15 protein-coding genes and 1 riboswitch are annotated in these 14,059 nt (G+C 60.1%); of the genes, 5 read left to right on the top strand and 10 right to left on the bottom strand.

Annotated elements, in window-relative coordinates:
- Window positions 1–143 precede the first annotated feature (143 nt).
- Window positions 144–914 carry a thioesterase II family protein gene (locus ACP26L_RS17160; RefSeq protein WP_426454321.1) on the top strand — a complete coding sequence of 257 codons (771 nt, stop codon included), beginning with the start codon at window positions 144–146 and terminating at the stop codon, window positions 912–914.
- Window positions 915–1,119: 205 nt separating this feature from the next.
- Here the strand turns inward: ACP26L_RS17160 and ACP26L_RS17155 are convergent, their stop codons facing one another.
- From ACP26L_RS17155 to ACP26L_RS17135, 5 genes are all read right to left on the bottom strand, one after another.
- Complete coding sequence (locus ACP26L_RS17155; RefSeq protein ID WP_426454319.1) at window positions 1,120–1,305, bottom strand: hypothetical protein; 186 nt, start codon at window positions 1,303–1,305, stop codon at window positions 1,120–1,122.
- Window positions 1,306–1,363: 58 nt separating this feature from the next.
- Window positions 1,364–2,347 carry an AMP-binding protein gene (locus ACP26L_RS17150; RefSeq protein ID WP_426454318.1) on the bottom strand — a complete coding sequence of 328 codons (984 nt, stop codon included), beginning with the start codon at window positions 2,345–2,347 and terminating at the stop codon, window positions 1,364–1,366.
- Window positions 2,348–2,416: 69 nt separating this feature from the next.
- Window positions 2,417–3,055: a hypothetical protein gene (locus ACP26L_RS17145; protein WP_426454316.1), complete on the bottom strand. Its 639-nt coding sequence runs from the start codon at window positions 3,053–3,055 to the stop codon at window positions 2,417–2,419.
- 364 nt (window positions 3,056–3,419) lie between these two features.
- The gene (locus ACP26L_RS17140) at window positions 3,420–4,094 is read right to left on the bottom strand and encodes a winged helix-turn-helix domain-containing protein (protein ID WP_426454315.1); all 675 of its coding nucleotides are present in this window, start codon (window positions 4,092–4,094) and stop codon (window positions 3,420–3,422) included.
- 52 nt (window positions 4,095–4,146) lie between these two features.
- Window positions 4,147–4,860, bottom strand: a complete 714-nt coding sequence (locus tag ACP26L_RS17135; protein ID WP_426454313.1) for a 4'-phosphopantetheinyl transferase family protein — start codon at window positions 4,858–4,860, stop codon at window positions 4,147–4,149.
- Window positions 4,861–5,086: 226 nt separating this feature from the next.
- Here ACP26L_RS17135 and ACP26L_RS17130 point away from each other — a divergent pair, with 226 nt between their 5' ends.
- Complete coding sequence (locus tag ACP26L_RS17130; RefSeq protein ID WP_426454311.1) at window positions 5,087–6,022, top strand: DMT family transporter; 936 nt, start codon at window positions 5,087–5,089, stop codon at window positions 6,020–6,022.
- Window positions 6,019–6,939, top strand: a complete 921-nt coding sequence (locus ACP26L_RS17125; protein WP_426454310.1) for a DMT family transporter — start codon at window positions 6,019–6,021, stop codon at window positions 6,937–6,939. Before ACP26L_RS17130 ends, ACP26L_RS17125 begins: the two co-directional genes overlap by 4 nt.
- Window positions 6,940–7,384: 445 nt before the next feature.
- On the opposite strand, the gene ACP26L_RS17120 is transcribed toward ACP26L_RS17125, so the two are convergent.
- Window positions 7,385–8,230 carry a DegV family protein gene (locus ACP26L_RS17120; RefSeq protein ID WP_426454308.1) on the bottom strand — a complete coding sequence of 282 codons (846 nt, stop codon included), beginning with the start codon at window positions 8,228–8,230 and terminating at the stop codon, window positions 7,385–7,387.
- A 208-nt stretch (window positions 8,231–8,438) separates the two neighbouring features.
- On the opposite strand from ACP26L_RS17120, the gene ACP26L_RS17115 reads away from it, so the two are divergent.
- Both ACP26L_RS17115 and ACP26L_RS17110 read left to right on the top strand, forming a co-directional pair.
- Window positions 8,439–8,918 carry a GAF domain-containing protein gene (locus ACP26L_RS17115; RefSeq protein WP_426454306.1) on the top strand — a complete coding sequence of 160 codons (480 nt, stop codon included), beginning with the start codon at window positions 8,439–8,441 and terminating at the stop codon, window positions 8,916–8,918.
- Window positions 8,919–9,004: 86 nt separating this feature from the next.
- Window positions 9,005–9,163: riboswitch (FMN riboswitch) on the top strand.
- 135 nt (window positions 9,164–9,298) lie between these two features.
- Window positions 9,299–10,285, top strand: a complete 987-nt coding sequence (locus ACP26L_RS17110) for a DMT family transporter (RefSeq protein WP_426454304.1) — start codon at window positions 9,299–9,301, stop codon at window positions 10,283–10,285.
- A gap of 159 nt (window positions 10,286–10,444) precedes the next feature.
- Here ACP26L_RS17110 and ACP26L_RS17105 read toward each other — a convergent pair whose 3' ends face one another.
- The 4 genes from ACP26L_RS17105 to ACP26L_RS17090 all read right to left on the bottom strand — a co-directional run bounded on the left by ACP26L_RS17105 (window position 10,445) and on the right by ACP26L_RS17090 (window position 13,997).
- Window positions 10,445–11,533, bottom strand: coding sequence for a YhgE/Pip domain-containing protein (locus ACP26L_RS17105; protein ID WP_426454302.1), 1,089 nt, complete (start codon window positions 11,531–11,533; stop codon window positions 10,445–10,447).
- Between the two features lie 33 nt (window positions 11,534–11,566).
- Window positions 11,567–11,998 carry a MarR family winged helix-turn-helix transcriptional regulator gene (locus ACP26L_RS17100; RefSeq protein ID WP_426454300.1) on the bottom strand — a complete coding sequence of 144 codons (432 nt, stop codon included), beginning with the start codon at window positions 11,996–11,998 and terminating at the stop codon, window positions 11,567–11,569.
- Between the two features lie 163 nt (window positions 11,999–12,161).
- Complete coding sequence (locus ACP26L_RS17095) at window positions 12,162–13,007, bottom strand: oxidoreductase (RefSeq protein WP_426454298.1); 846 nt, start codon at window positions 13,005–13,007, stop codon at window positions 12,162–12,164.
- Between the two features lie 117 nt (window positions 13,008–13,124).
- Entirely contained in the window at window positions 13,125–13,997 is an 873-nt protein-coding gene (locus tag ACP26L_RS17090) for a helix-turn-helix domain-containing protein (RefSeq protein WP_426454296.1), read from the bottom strand.
- Between the last annotated feature and the right edge of the window lie 62 nt (window positions 13,998–14,059).

Genomic DNA, 14,059 nt, shown 5'->3' with positions numbered 1-14,059 from the left:
TCGCACGGTCCCCCTCCCCGCTTCAAATGTTCACCAGCCGCCCCGCTTCATTAACTTATGGTTAATGTCATTGACGTTCGTCTTGGAATCTTTTAACATGGTAACCAGATTCCAACTCTAGCGAATGAGAAGGAGAACTCCCCATGACAATGGACTCCAAATGGATTGTTCGGACCTCTTCCACCGAGCGTCCGGTATTCCGATTGTTTACGCTCCCGTATGCCGGCGGCTCGGCTTCGATCTACCGAGAGTGGGCCAAGAGCCTGCCGCAGAGCATCGAAGTGTGCTCCATCCAGCTGCCCGGACGCGAATCCCGGCTGTTCGAGACGCCTTATATGACGCTCCAGCCGATGATGGAGAAGATCTGTGAGGTAATCCGCCCGCTGCTGGACATTCCCTATGCCTTATTCGGGCACAGCATGGGAGCCCTGATCGCCTACGAAACGGCACGCCGCCTGCAGTCCGAAGGGCATCCCCCGGTCCACCTGTTCGTCTCAGCCCAGAGCGCACCGCACCGGCGCAAGCCTGCGGAGGAGCTGCGGCACCTGCTCCCCGATGACCGCTTCATCGAGAAGCTCCGTTCGCTCGAATACACCCCCGAAGAGGTGCTGCGCAACCGCGAGCTGATGGAGCTCCTGCTGCCAATGCTGCGGGCGGACTTCAGCGTGTGCGATACATACCGGTTCACCCCCGGGGAGCAGCTGCAGTGCCCGGTGAGCGCCTTCGGCGGGGATGCGGATAAAGGGATTTCCCTTGAATCGCTGGAAGCTTGGGGCGAATGCACGGAAGACGGGTTCTCGCTGCGCATGGTGCAGGGCGACCACTTCTTCCTTCATCCGTATAAGGATGTGCTGACCGCGGACATTGCGGATAAGCTGCTGACTGCCGGCAGCCGCCCGTTGGCACCGATCTAGCCTTCGAGTGACACCCCGGAAGGGCCGAGGCGCGGTCTGCTGTACTCCTTCGATCCGATTGACATGAGTCAAGCACTGCCCGCACGACGGTCCGGCGGCATGCAGATGCCTCGTACCGCTGCGCTGTCCGGCACAGATCAGACTCTTCGGGGCTTGTTCGTATAGCGGTCAGGCTGCTCCAGCCTCCAAGCTTCTCCTCCCGCCCTCAAAGCAAAAGGACGCCCTCGCCGTCATTCACCGGCAGCAGCGTCCTTTTGCTTTGGATGCCCGTTCCTCCGTCACCGGGGGCGAATAAGCCGGCGGCGAGCGCGTACCGGCGCTTATGCAGCCCGGCCCGCCCCCTCTCTCCACCTGCCGGCTGGGCTGGTGCCGTTCCTGGCCCTCGCATCACTGCGCAGCCATCTCCCGAACCGCATCGGTCCATGACTCGCCGAATGCTCTTACCCCTATCAGCAGCCCTGCCTCCGCGCGGGCAGCTCAAGCCGCTTCCAGCGCTGTCCCCCCGCGAAGAGGTGACGCAGGGAAAGCCGGCCCTGCGCCAGCAGGGAAGCACAGGCTTCTTCCGGCAGGAATGCGGCCGTGATGCCGCCAAGGCCGAGATACCGGTGCAAGGCCGGCAGATCCTCTACGACGTCAGGGCTCAGCAGATGTACATCTGCTCCGGCCATCACAAACGGCAGCGCACTGCGCACGAAGGCGGCGCTTCCGCACGCTGTCGACCAAACGGCACTGTCGGAGGAGGTGATGCCGGAAGCGGCGATCTCATTCCGGCAGGCTTCATACAGCGTGCCATGCGAAAGGCGGGTCACCCGGGGCCCTAGAGATGAAGGCCTGCAGCAGACGACGGCCTCGTCGCCCGCCTCAACGGCCACCATCGCTTCGGGCGCCTCTCCCTCGAGCAGCAGCCCGTCATCCAGGATGAGCCACTCCATGCCGCCGGCCGCCTTATCGCTCAGGACAGCATCCCGCCGGCCTGGCGTGACCATTCCGACAGCGGCTCCGCTGAAGCCGCGGATGTCCGGCCCTTCCGTGAGGATGCCGGTGTCATCCAGAAGGCAGGCCGCACCGGATTTGAGGATGCCCAGCAGGCCGGTCAGGAGCGCCGGGGAGGGCTCCGCCGCCAATGCGACGAGCTGCCCCCGTCCGACGCCCCGTTCCGCGAGCCTGCGGGCCACCCGGTTGGCCTCAAGGTTCAGTTCTCGGTAGCGCAGCTCCATTCCGCGATAGACGACCGCCGGGAACAGCGGGACGGCTTCCGCCTGCTCCGCGAAGCTGCGGTGAACGCTGCGGCCTGTCCGGACTCCCTGACGCAGGAAAAGCCCTTCTGACCTGCCGCGCGTCTTCCCGCCGGGCGCCTGTGGACCTGTCCGCGGCTCCGCCAGGCAGGCGGCCGGGCCGGCCGGCGGGGCTCCTTGGTGTGCGAGCTTTTTCATCGATCGACTCCTCCCGAATTTCCGCGCGTCCTGCCCCTGCCCGGGTACAGGACCGCTCTCTTGGTATGATTATGCCAGAAGCAGGTAGGTCCTCTCCGGCTCCGGCTCCGGCAGCACCGGTTCCCGGAGCGGCTGGAGGGTGGAGAGAACAACGGGACGTGATGGAAATACGGGAGGCATGCCGTTCAGCGCCTGGCGGTACCCCCGCATGAAGTCTCCTGCCAGTTCACCCTGGGTCATCAAGGCTGCCGTCGGGCTGCTGAGCAGCAGCCGGTCCCCTTCCTCCATCCGGAAGAGAACGCCGAAGAGCCCTCTCTGGTTCCGGCCGGCCTCCAGAAGCCAGCGGCTTTCCGGCAGCAGCTTCTCCTCCTGAAGCTCCAGCGCGGTACAGGACAGATCAATCACGCGGAGCATCCATGCCGCCCCCTCCCTGATCCGGCTGCGGAGGACAGTTCGGCTATCGCTGAGTCCGTACTCCGGCTTCAGCGCCTCCCCCCTCTCGGCCAAGGCAGCCAGAACCGTCGCGGCCAGCTCCTCGGAGAAGCAGGCTCTGCTTCGCAGCAGACAGTACATGCGCCCGGCGCGAGGAAGCCGCCCCAGCAGGCATCGGAGATTCGGGTTCCCATCCCAGAGGCTCTCCTCCTCTGACGGGGATCCGGACGGGCAAGCAGCGCCCCCATTCCAGGCAAGATCAACCGGTTCGATCATCTTCTCCACTCTCCCGCTCCATCGCATCTTCTCTATGCTCTCTATAAGCCTGAATCTGCTCTGTATAAGCCTAGATATGCTCTGTATAAGCTCCGAAACGCTTTGTATTAGCCTGGAGGCACCCTTGCAAGCCTGGAGCAAAAAGAGCTCCTCCTCGCCCATCCCATCCTTCTCCATCGTCCTGCGCCGTTCGGCCGTAGGTTCGGCCGGTTTCACCGACCTGCGATCGTCAAGCCGCGGATCCTGGAGGCTGTTCCCGGGCACACCGCCTGTGTCCGCACCAAATAGCCCACCTTGTCAGATGACGGGAGCCGGCTGATTCATGTATATGCTGCAAGGATAAGGGTATGCGCCAAGACGATGGCTATCCCCTCACCTGAAGCCGGTAGCCGAGCCCTCTTACCGTCATGATCCGAATGCATCCGGACATCGCATGCACCTGCTCGCGAAGCCGCTTGATATGGACGTCCACCGTCCGCATGTCTCCTACGTAATCCGCCCCCCATATCTGTTCGATGAGCTGCTCGCGGGTGAAGATCCGATCCGGGTAGGAGGCCAGCTTGAACAGCAGGTCGAACTCCTTCGAACGGAGCGGGAGACAACGGTCCCCGCATTTCACCTCATACTCTCTTCGGTTAATCTCGGTTCTGCCGATCACAATGGTCTGCGACGAAGCGATCCGGGAGCGCCGCAGCAGGGCCCGGATCCGCAGGAGGAGCTCCAGCGGCTCGAAGGGCTTCAGCACATAATCGTCCGCCCCGGCCTTGAATGCCTTCACTTTGTAGGGCAGCTCCCCCTGCGCAGCGAGCACAAGCAGCGGCATGTCCGACGTGCGCCTGAGCTCCTCGCAGAGCCTCCAGCCTTCCTCGCCGGGCAGTCCTCCGTCGATCACCGCGAGATCAGCGTGCTGTCTGCGCATCACCTCAAGCGCTGCTGCCGCATCCGCAGCCCCTATGCAGGCCAAGCCTTCGCAGCCCAGGGTCATCCGGATCAGCTCCCGGGTCCGGGAGTCCTGATCCACGACCAGAATCCTCGCCACAGGCTTCCCCCCTTCCTATCTGCTGTGAGCGGACGAAAGGGGTCTCCAGGCCTTAGCTGGCGGAAATTCGGTAGCCGGCAAGCCAGACGTCAGCTTCCTCGCACTGCAGCGCACCGGGAGCGGGAGCCTCGGCGGAACACACGGCCAGCGGATGGCCGCTGCCCAGCATCCAGCGGTAGATCCGGCACGGCTGCCGGTGACCGTTCCACAGCACGTCCGATTCCCCGTCGGGATTCTCGACCGTAAAGCTGAGCGGGTCTGTGCTGAGCCCCGTGCCCAGGTGCTTGACGAAGCTTTCCTTGGCCGTCCAGTAGCGGAAGAACATCGCCTGCCGCTCCGTCTCCCCCGCGGACTTCAGCCGGTCCAGCTCCTCCGCGGTCAATACGGCGGCCGGCAGGGAGTCGTCGAACGGGGCTTCCCGCTCCACATCGGCGCCGACCGGACTGCTGCCAGCCGCACAGACAACCCAGCTCCCGGCATGGGATACGTTAAAATGAAACGAGGGAAAATCCGGCAGATAGGGCTTGCCGTATGAACTGCTTGCAAAAACGACCCTGCTTCGCGGAATGCCGAGAGCCTCGGAGACCATGGTGCGCGCGAGCAGCTCCCCGGTCAGGCTGCGCAGGGCATCCTGCCGGTGCCGGAAGCGGCCGAGCCTCTCCCGCTTCGTGTCCGGGACGAACGCCAGCAGCGAGGTATATAGTTCGTCTCCTTCCGGCGTCTGCGCCGAGAAGGACCCGAGATGAACTGCAGTGATTCGAAACATGCCGCATGATGTCCCCTTTCGCCGGTTCGTAACCCATGATACCAAATATCTGGGCCGTTTGGTTCATTTTTACAATAATATTACATATTAGATGATTACAGCTAATTGGGGGATTCCCGCCTTCCGGAAAATGGGGGTGTCCGCAGAGGACCGGCGTGCTATAATAGACGGATGTGAGCTGACCGGCTGTGTCACCTATCACCCAATCCGTAAGGAGAGATGCATCATGGCTTGGAAGCCGCTCCAGTCGCCCCTGATGCTGCTCGTGGCGGCCACCTGCCTCTGGGGAGGCAATTTCGTCGTGGGCAGGGCGATCGTACCCTTCGTCCCTCCACTGCTGCTCGCCGAGCTTCGCTGGACGCTGGCGCTGCTCGTCACACTCCCCTTCTGGGGAGGCGAATTCTGGCAGCACCGCAGCAGGCTGCTGATGTACTGGCGGCCGCTCCTGCTGCTTTCCCTGACCGGCATCGCCGGCTTCAACACCCTGCTCTATATCGCCGTGCAGTATACAAGCCCGATCAACGCCGCCTTGATGAACTCGGCCACGCCGATCCTCATCGTGCTGGTCACCCCGCTGATGCTTGGCGGCCGTCTGCGCTGGGGTGCGCTGCCCGCGATGGGCATCTCGATCGCCGGCGTCCTCTGGATCGTCACGCGCGGGAGCTGGGAAGCGCTCCTCGGCCTCTCCTTCAACCGGGGGGACCTGTGGATGGTGCTCGCCGTCGCCTGCTGGGCCGTGTATACGGTCGGGATGAAGAAGTACGCCGGCATCCTGCCGCCCCGCGCCCTCTTCGTCACGACGGTGCTGGCCGGATCGCTGATCCTGCTGCCGTTCGCCGCCGGAGAGTGGATGCTTCGCCAGCCCGTGATCGCCTGGAGCCCCGGCATCATCGCCGGCATCCTGTACATCGGCATACTCGCTTCGGTTGCGGCGCTTACCGCATGGAATGCCGCCGTGGCGGCCATCGGGCCTTCACGCTGCTCCGGCTTCCTGAACCTCATCCCGCTGTTCAGCGCGGTCTTCGCCATTCTGTTCACGGGCGAAGCCCTGCACGCGTACCATCTCATCGGCGCGCTGCTCATTCTGACCGGCGTATATTTCGTGAACCGCCATGCGGCTTCCGTTCCGCGCAGTCCATCGATAGGAGAATCCGCCTCATGACTACCCAGGCGCGTCCGCGCGTTCCTTTTTCGCTGCTGCTGCTCGTCGGCATTGTAGCGATTTCTTTTTCTTCCATATTTGTCCGTTGGTCAAATGCACCGGTCTCCGTCATCGCCATGTACCGGCTGCTGCTGACCACCCTGCTCATGCTGCCGTTCCTGCTCAAATACCGCAGCGAGCTCTCCCGGTTGTCCCTGCGCGACTGGGGCGGCCTGTTCTGGTCGGGCCTCGCCCTCGGCATCCACTTTCTGCTGTGGATGGGCTCCCTCCGTCTGACAACCGTGGCCTCTTCTACCGCCATCATTGCGCTTGAGCCGGTGTTCGTCCTGCTCGGCGCCGTGCTGTTCCTCGGCCAGAAGACCACGCCGCTGGCCGTGCTCAGCATGATGACCGCCATTGCCGGCGCCGTCCTCATCGGCTGGGGTGACTGGGGCACGACGACCGAGGCCCTGCTCGGCGATCTGCTGTCTCTGCTCGGTACGATCGCCGTTGCCGTACATATGATCCTGGGCAAAAAGCTCGTCGCCCGCGTCCCGTCATTCCTGTACAGCTTCTTCGTCTTCCTGGGCGCCGCCCTGGTGCTCGCCCTCTACAACGTCATCCTCGGGCATCCGTTCGGCGGCTATCCGGCGGCGGAGTGGGGCAACTTCCTGCTGCTGGCGATCGTGCCGACCCTCTTCGGCCACTACCTCTTCAACTGGCTGCTGAAGTATATGCGCCCCGAATCGGTGTCGATGAGCGTTCTCGGCGAGCCGCTCGGCTCCACCCTGCTCGCTTACCTGCTCCTTGGCGAATCGCTGACCTGGCTGCAGGCGGCCGCAGGCGCCGTCCTGCTGACCGGCGTGTGGATGTTCCTGCGGGCAGACGAGAAGCCGAAGAAGCAGCGTGTGAAGCTGCCGGAGACCCAAAGCGCTTAGCCGCTGCCTGATGTGCCAAATGCGCCGATCTCTCAAGGGGATAGGCGCTTTTTTATTTTGCTGCGCTGCATCCGCTTATTCGTGCATATCACTGGTCACAATCCAGTTACACTGTATACGGCGTCTCCATACACGCCGGCGAAGGCGATGGTGCCGGACCGATTTCCTCCACCGGCCTCCGGCTAACCTCCCCCAGGCTCCTCCCGGTAATGACGGATATCTCCGTGCAGCTCAATCTCCATTCCCGCCGCCCCTTTCCAGCTGACTCCCAGCCAGTATATCACTTCGCCTCCCTCTTGGTAAAAAATGCTGAAAGTCTCCGCCTCGATGGCAGCTTCAGGGCCGCCTGACCCACACGAAATGCCCCATAGTCAAAAAAACGGCTCCCTCCTGGGAACCGGTTTCAATGCGCTTATGATCTTGTCCTCATCCTGCTGTTGTGTACCTATGCATAGCTGACGACGATCCCGCCCTCGCCTGCATACGTGCCGATGACCGGCCCGACCTCCGCGATGAAGACCTCCCGGAACGGGTGCTTCGCGAGAATGCGGTCCAGAATGCCGCGCACCTCTTCCTCCGTGGTGCTGTGGGCGATCCCGAGCACCCTGCCGTCCGCAGGGCCGCCAAGCTCATCGAACTTGTCGATCAGCCGCGCCAGCGCGTTCTTTTTGCCGCGGACCTTCTCTACGACTTCGACGGTTCCTTCCAAGCTCGCCTGCATGAAGAGCTTGATGTTGAGCACAGAAGCAATCGCCCCCTTCGCCTGGTTGAGGCGCCCGCCCTTCACGAGATTCTCGAGCGTATCAAGATAAAAAAGCGTTCCGGAGCCTAAGGCAATCGCGTATGCTGCCGCCACCACGTCGTCAAACGGCTTGCCCGCCTGGATTTCCTGCCAGCAGCGGTAGGCGACCAGCGCCTGCCCGATGGAACCCGTGCGCGTATCGATCACTTCAATGCGCCGCCCGCTGTTTTCCTCGAGCACCATTTCTTTGGCCAGGACGGCATGCTGATACGTACTGCTGAGCCCTGAAGACAGCGCGATTACCAGGATATCGTCGCCAGGATATTGGTTGAAGGCCTCTACAAAATCTTGGGGACTCGGACTCGCTGTTTTGGGAAGAACGGAATTTGTTTTTATGTTGGAATAAAAGGCCTGCATGCCAAGGCGCAGATCGAATGGTTCGTTTCCGAACGTGACGTGCAGCGGAACGATGTGCAGCCCGCACTTTTCAGGCATGCCCTGAGGAAAATCGGCTCCGCCGTCCGTAATGATCCTGATGGTCAACCTCATCACTCATTTCTTAGATGTAGAGGGCTTTCACCCTGCTTCGATTATGACATGAGGCGTAAGGGGTGAACAACCACTTTTTGCCCTCCGGCCCGCCTGCAGCCCGCGTTCTTAACAGCTCTGTCAAAATCTTGCCAAGAACTTCATGAAAGGCCCGGCAAAATGCGTTACAATGGAGGGGTTCGACATTACCAGGAAAGAAGGAATCCCCATGTTTCAATCCCTGACCTACTCCGGCACGCGGGAAGAACAGTACGCGGCTTTGTGCTCGCAGCTCGCCGCGCTGGTCGCGGACGAAAGCTCCCGCATTGCCAACCTGGCCAACGTCTCGGCGCTCCTGAACCAGTTCCTCGGCCGCGTCAACTGGGTGGGCTTTTACCTCATAGAGAACAACGAGCTCGTGCTCGGGCCGTTCCAGGGCCTGCCGGCCTGCGTGCGGATCCCGCTCGGCAAGGGCGTCTGCGGCACCTCCGCCTCCCGCCGGGAAACCGTGCGCGTGGCCGACGTCCACGAGTTCCCGGGGCATATCGCCTGCGATGCGGCTTCGCAGTCGGAGATCGTCGTGCCGATCCTGAAGGACGGCGAGCTGCTCGGCGTGCTCGATATCGACAGCCCGGAGAAGAACCGGTTCGACGAAGAGGACCAGGCCGGTCTGGAAGCGTTCGTCCGGACCCTGGCGGCGGCGCTGTAAGCCCTTTTCTGAAAATTTTCTGAAAAAAGGCCCAATACCGTCTTGTCAGGTCGGCTTACCTGTGTTAGTATTCCATGTAATTGAATATGAACCTTCGGGGCAGGGTGCAATTCCCTACCGGCGGTGATGATACGTTCGTGTATCTCAGCCCGCGACTCCCGCGCTTCCGGCTTCGTGCCGGGGACGGGACTGACTTGGTGAGAACCCAAGGCCGACGGTGACAGTCCGGATGGGAGAAGGTGAAGAATGGCTTGTTCAAAAAATGAATTTTGAACAAGTTTATTCGTCGATGCCCCCACTGTGTTATCTGCAGCGGGGGCATTTACTTTCGAAAGGAAGGTTCAATTCAAACACCACATCATTCTTGGGAGGTTTTTGAATTGGCAAACGCAGTCAGCAGTCTCAGCAGCAAAAGCATGACCTGGAGCCGGACCCGCGGCTCGCTTGGCATCTGGTATGTGGCCCTCGGGGCCGTCCTGTGGGGGCTCGATCCCCTGTTCCGCATCCTGCTCCTCGAGAGCTTCACATCGGCCCAGATCGTCTTCATCGAGCATGTGCTGCTCGCTTTCGTCGCCGTCCCGCTGCTCCTCAAGCACCGCCGGTCGCTCGGCGGCAAATGGAGCTGGGGCGTGATCGGCGCCCTGCTCTTCATCTCCTGGGGCGGCTCGGCGATCGCCACGGTGCTCTTCACGGCCGCCTTCTCGCACGGCAATGCCAATGCGATCCTGCTGCTGCAGAAGCTGCAGCCCCTGTTTGCAATCATCCTGGCGCGCGTGCTTCTGAAGGAAGCCCTGCCGTCCCGGTTCTTCACGTACCTGGCCCTCGCACTGGCCGGTACTTATCTGCTCACCTTCGGCTTCGCCGCACCGCAGCTCGGCTGGACGGATCTCGGCACGGTCGCCTGCCTCTTCTCGATCCTCGCCGCCTCCCTCTGGGGCGGATCGACGGTGATGGGCAAATACCTGCTCGGCAAGGGGCTGGACTTCCCGGTCGTGACGTCCCTGCGCTTCCTGCTGGCGCTGCCCCTGCTGTCCGCCCTGCTGGCGGTCAGCGGAGACGCCTGGGCGGTGACCGGCAGTGCCGGCGCGCTGACCGTCATCGGTATCAACTTGCTCTTCCAGGCGTTCTTCCCGGGGCTGCTCAGCTTGCTCCTGTACTACAAGGGGCTGTCCAGCACGAAGGCATCCTACGCGACCCTCGCGGAGCTGTCCTTCCCGGCGGTCGGTATCCTCGTGAACTGGCTGGTGTTCCACCAGGCTCTCACCGCCGGCCAGCTCGTCGGCTTCGTCCTGATCTGGTCCACGCTGTGGTTCATGACCCGAAATCAGGAGCAGAATGAGCCGATCCAAGGCGCAGCGGCGGCCTAAGGGCCTGAACAAGCGCATCACAGCCACAGAGCTTCATTCAGCGGGCTCCGCCACCGTCGTGGCGGGGCCCTTTTTCTATACATATAAGAACGTCAAAAAGAGAGTCCCTCCTTTATTGGAAGAACTCTCTCTTTGGGTCTGCCAGTGGAATACCCCGGCTTAAGCCGCAGACTGTGCCGGGACAACCGCAGGCGCCTCCTTGATCCCCGCGATCCGAAGCACGCTGAGCCCCCAGGCGGTTAAGGTGATTAGAACAAGGGAAACCGCATATTCCGTTAAAGAACCTCCGCCATACACCAGATTCATCGCCCCCTGGACCCCATTGGGAACCGGGAGGAAAGCCCCCAGATGACGGTACAGCGGAGAGAGCATCGAAGCGGCGATAATGTTCCCAGCCGTCATGAGCTGGATCGGGATCAGGAAGATGTTAAAGAGCGGCCCCGCATTGCCGAAGAGCACGAAGGCGAGCTGTGTCACGGCGATGCATGCGGCAAATACGAGCATCTCAAAGCCCCACACCTGCCAGAAGCTTCCCTTTACGGTCAGGAACAGCTTGCAGATCACAGCCAGCACGAGCGGCACGATAACGGTGACCGCAGCGAGGATGATCTGCCGCCCAAAGAACAGCCGCCACCGGCCATACTGCCGCTTCAGGATCTGGGAGGCAAGATTGAACTGGATGTTCATCGTCATCACGGCAATATAAGGCAGGAAGCCAAGGATCATCGGCAGCATCGAGGTGGAGAAGTCCGAGACGCCGTTCATCTTCACAATCTCCGCCTGGATCGGAAGCGGCTTCGCATCCGGGACCACGACCGTGTTAAGCTGGGCCGTGAGTTTGCCCGCCATGCCCTCCATCACTGACTTCACCATCTCGGAATTGCGCTCATTGACATAATACGTCAGCTTCGCATGGCCGCGCTCCTTCGCCTCAGCCGATACATCGGCAGGGATGACGATCACCATATCCGTCTCCCCCTCATTCAGCTTCGCCAGCGCATCCCGGCGGGACGATTCGATCTCCGTCTGGAACGGTGCATGCTGAGACACATAATCCGCTAGGGCTGTCCCCTTCTGCGCATCCTCATTCACCAGACCGATATGAAGCCGGTCGATCCGCTCCGTCGCTCCGCTGTACCCCGTCATCCAGATGATTGTGAAGATCATCGGCACGAAGATCGCAAACACGAGGCCTACCCGGGTCGGTACCAATTGAAGCAGGGATTTTACAGTTGATTTCAATTCCATCCATCCTTTTCTCTCTCTGGCTGCCAAACTCTACTACTTTACCAAATTGCGGTTAATCTTGTTGATGATCCGAATCAATTCCTTGAACTCTTCCTGCGTTACGCCATCCAATGCCTGAACATACATTTGGTCGGAATAGGCCTGCAGGTCTGCACGCTTGCTGTCTGCTTCCTCCGTGAGACGGAGCACAAAAGCCCTGCGGTCGGCCGGATCCGGTTCCCGGCGCACCCAGCCTTTGCTCTCAAGCTTCTCGATAATCTTGCCGACCGTCGGCTGGTCTTTATACATCACTTCAGCCAGTTTCTTCTGGCTGATCCCGTCCCGCATACTGAGCTGCATCAGTGCCCCGAACTGCTCCGGCGTAAGATCGAGAGGCTTCATATGCGTGCTCATGACTCTCTTAATCAGTGAAGCCGTTGTATTCAGGATAAATCCGAGCGAATGTTCCTCATGATCGAACTGCATCCCGGTATCGCTGCCCCTTTCTAAATTAATATGTATACTTATTATATGTACACTTATTATTCTAGTCAACCCTCCTGATTCTTCCCTTTCTTACCTATTGCGAACAAAAATCGCCTATATGAAAAAAGACCAGGGGGGATGCCCTGGCCTTGCCGCGATTCGATTACTTCACATCATCATGATCCGTGCCTGTGATGACGTCGTACCATTGTTCGATTTCATTGTCCATCCTGTCTTTCTTTTCCTTGTAATAGGCCAGCGTATCCTTGCCGAGCGGCAGGTGAACGGGCGGATGCTCGGAGCCCGCCAGCGTCAGGATCGCTTGGGCCAATTTTTCGGGGTCGCCAGGCTGCTTCTTGTTCACCTGGGTTGCAAATCCCCGCATTTCGCCTACCGTCTCCGCATAATCGTCGATCACGTTCCCGGTTCGAATCAGGGAACTCGCATCAAGGAACTCCGTCCGGAAGAAGCCCGGTTCCACTGCGGTCGTGTAGATGCCAAGAGGGGCCAGCTCCTGAGCCATCGCTTCCGTGATTCCTTCGATCGCGAATTTCGTAGAACAGTACAAGCCCCATCCGGCGAGGCCGGTAAGTCCGCCAACCGACGAAAGATTGATGACGTGCCCCGAACGCTGCTTCCTCATCTGCGGAAGAACTGCGCGAATCACGTGCAGGCTGCCGAAGACGTTCACTTCGTAATTGTGTCTGACTTCCGCATCTGTCGCTTCTTCCACGGCGCTGAGCAGCCCGAAGCCCGCATTGTTGACGAGGACGTCGATGCGCCCGAAATGACGTACCGTTTCCTCCGCGGCTTCCTTCGCCTGATCTTCGTCCGTTACATCCAGCACCGTAACTAGCAAATTAGGAGGATGACCCAGCCGGGCAGCGAGCTGCTCCGGTTTGCTGCGGACCGCCGCCGCCACTTGATGTCCGGCTTGCAGCGCCGCTTGCACGATTTCCAGCCCGATTCCTCTCGATGCGCCTGTGACCAGCCATACTTTACTTTTCATTGTCCCTTCATCCCTTCTCATCTTCAGCGTAAGTGATCGGCCGATGAGTTAAGAATAACAGGACAATACGTTCCCCACTTTGCCGTACGGTTCAGTTTATTTGTCAATTCGGCTCAATTAGACGGATTGCTGCCTGATCGAGGAAGGCGGGAAGCCGAAATGCTTTTTGAACGTCTTGGAAAAGTGCGCGACGTTCTCGAAGCCTGTCGTAAAACATACGTCCGTGACCGACATCGACGATTTGGCGAGCAATTCCTTTGCTTTATCCAACCGCCGCTCGCGGATCCATTGGGACGGCGGAGTGTTGTACATCGTTTGAAATTCCCGTTTGAAGCTCGATACGCTTCGTCCCGACAAGTACGCCAAATCGTTAATCGATACCGGATTCATCCAATTTTCTTCCATAACCGCCGCAATGCTCGTATCGCTGCGCCGTTTCAGCTGCAGAATCTGGCACAAAAAATCCGAATCGGCATCGGCCACGTCGAACAAAAGCTCCAGCAGCTTGAGCCGGACCAGCTCGCTCTCAATCCTCTCCGGTTCGCTGAAATACGGCCTCAGCGAGTCCACGTACTTCTTCAACCGTTCCGTGACCGGCAGGATCGAAACCGGAACGTGCGCATGGGGTCGAAGCGGCGAAAGATTCGCTGTCTTCATATAGTCGGTCAGCAGGTCATCCTTTAGAAAAAACATCATATACTCGAGAAGCATATCATCCGGATCGCCGAACTTTTCGTACTGCACGGCAATGGCTTTATGGAGGAGTACCATCTGGCCCGGACGAACGGTAAACTGCTGTTCTCCGTACCGAATCATGTAATTGCCGCGGTTCACGACCAGCAAAAGATGGTCCTCCAAATACATGGAGCCTTGTTTATTCACGGTTAGCGTACAGGATTCGATAACCGACAGCCCTTTCAGCTTTAAAAACGACTGCGTCTGCGAGTCTGCCGTTAAGCTCTGCGGCACTTTGGGTGTTCGTTCATTCATGCGCGTAAAGCGGCCGTAGGCCGCCACCTCCTGTTTCATCGTATGGTGGAATGATAAGCCAC

The organism is Paenibacillus sp. S-38 (genome assembly GCF_049942825.1).
In the GTDB taxonomy this organism is placed as follows: domain Bacteria; phylum Bacillota; class Bacilli; order Paenibacillales; family NBRC-103111; genus Paenibacillus_G.
Note: the sequence above shows the minus strand (reverse complement) of the source record. Positions and strands in the feature narration are given on the sequence as shown.

Bases quoted from the DNA above. Each gene is read 5' to 3' on its own strand.
- ACP26L_RS17135 (WP_426454313.1), bottom strand. From the start codon at position 4,860: ATGTTTCGAATCACTGCAGTTCATCTCGGGTCCTTCTCGGCGCAGACG.
- ACP26L_RS17120 (WP_426454308.1), bottom strand. From the start codon at position 8,230: ATGAGGTTGACCATCAGGATCATTACGGACGGCGGAGCCGATTTTCCT.
- ACP26L_RS17150 (WP_426454318.1), bottom strand. From the start codon at position 2,347: ATGAAAAAGCTCGCACACCAAGGAGCCCCGCCGGCCGGCCCGGCCGCC.
- ACP26L_RS17100 (WP_426454300.1), bottom strand. From the start codon at position 11,998: ATGCAGTTCGATCATGAGGAACATTCGCTCGGATTTATCCTGAATACA.
- ACP26L_RS17090 (WP_426454296.1), bottom strand. From the start codon at position 13,997: ATGAATGAACGAACACCCAAAGTGCCGCAGAGCTTAACGGCAGACTCG.
- ACP26L_RS17115 (WP_426454306.1), top strand. From the start codon at position 8,439: ATGTTTCAATCCCTGACCTACTCCGGCACGCGGGAAGAACAGTACGCG.
- ACP26L_RS17105 (WP_426454302.1), bottom strand. From the start codon at position 11,533: ATGGAATTGAAATCAACTGTAAAATCCCTGCTTCAATTGGTACCGACC.
- ACP26L_RS17145 (WP_426454316.1), bottom strand. From the start codon at position 3,055: ATGATCGAACCGGTTGATCTTGCCTGGAATGGGGGCGCTGCTTGCCCG.
- ACP26L_RS17095 (WP_426454298.1), bottom strand. From the start codon at position 13,007: ATGAAAAGTAAAGTATGGCTGGTCACAGGCGCATCGAGAGGAATCGGG.
- ACP26L_RS17125 (WP_426454310.1), top strand. From the start codon at position 6,019: ATGACTACCCAGGCGCGTCCGCGCGTTCCTTTTTCGCTGCTGCTGCTC.
- ACP26L_RS17160 (WP_426454321.1), top strand. From the start codon at position 144: ATGACAATGGACTCCAAATGGATTGTTCGGACCTCTTCCACCGAGCGT.
- ACP26L_RS17130 (WP_426454311.1), top strand. From the start codon at position 5,087: ATGGCTTGGAAGCCGCTCCAGTCGCCCCTGATGCTGCTCGTGGCGGCC.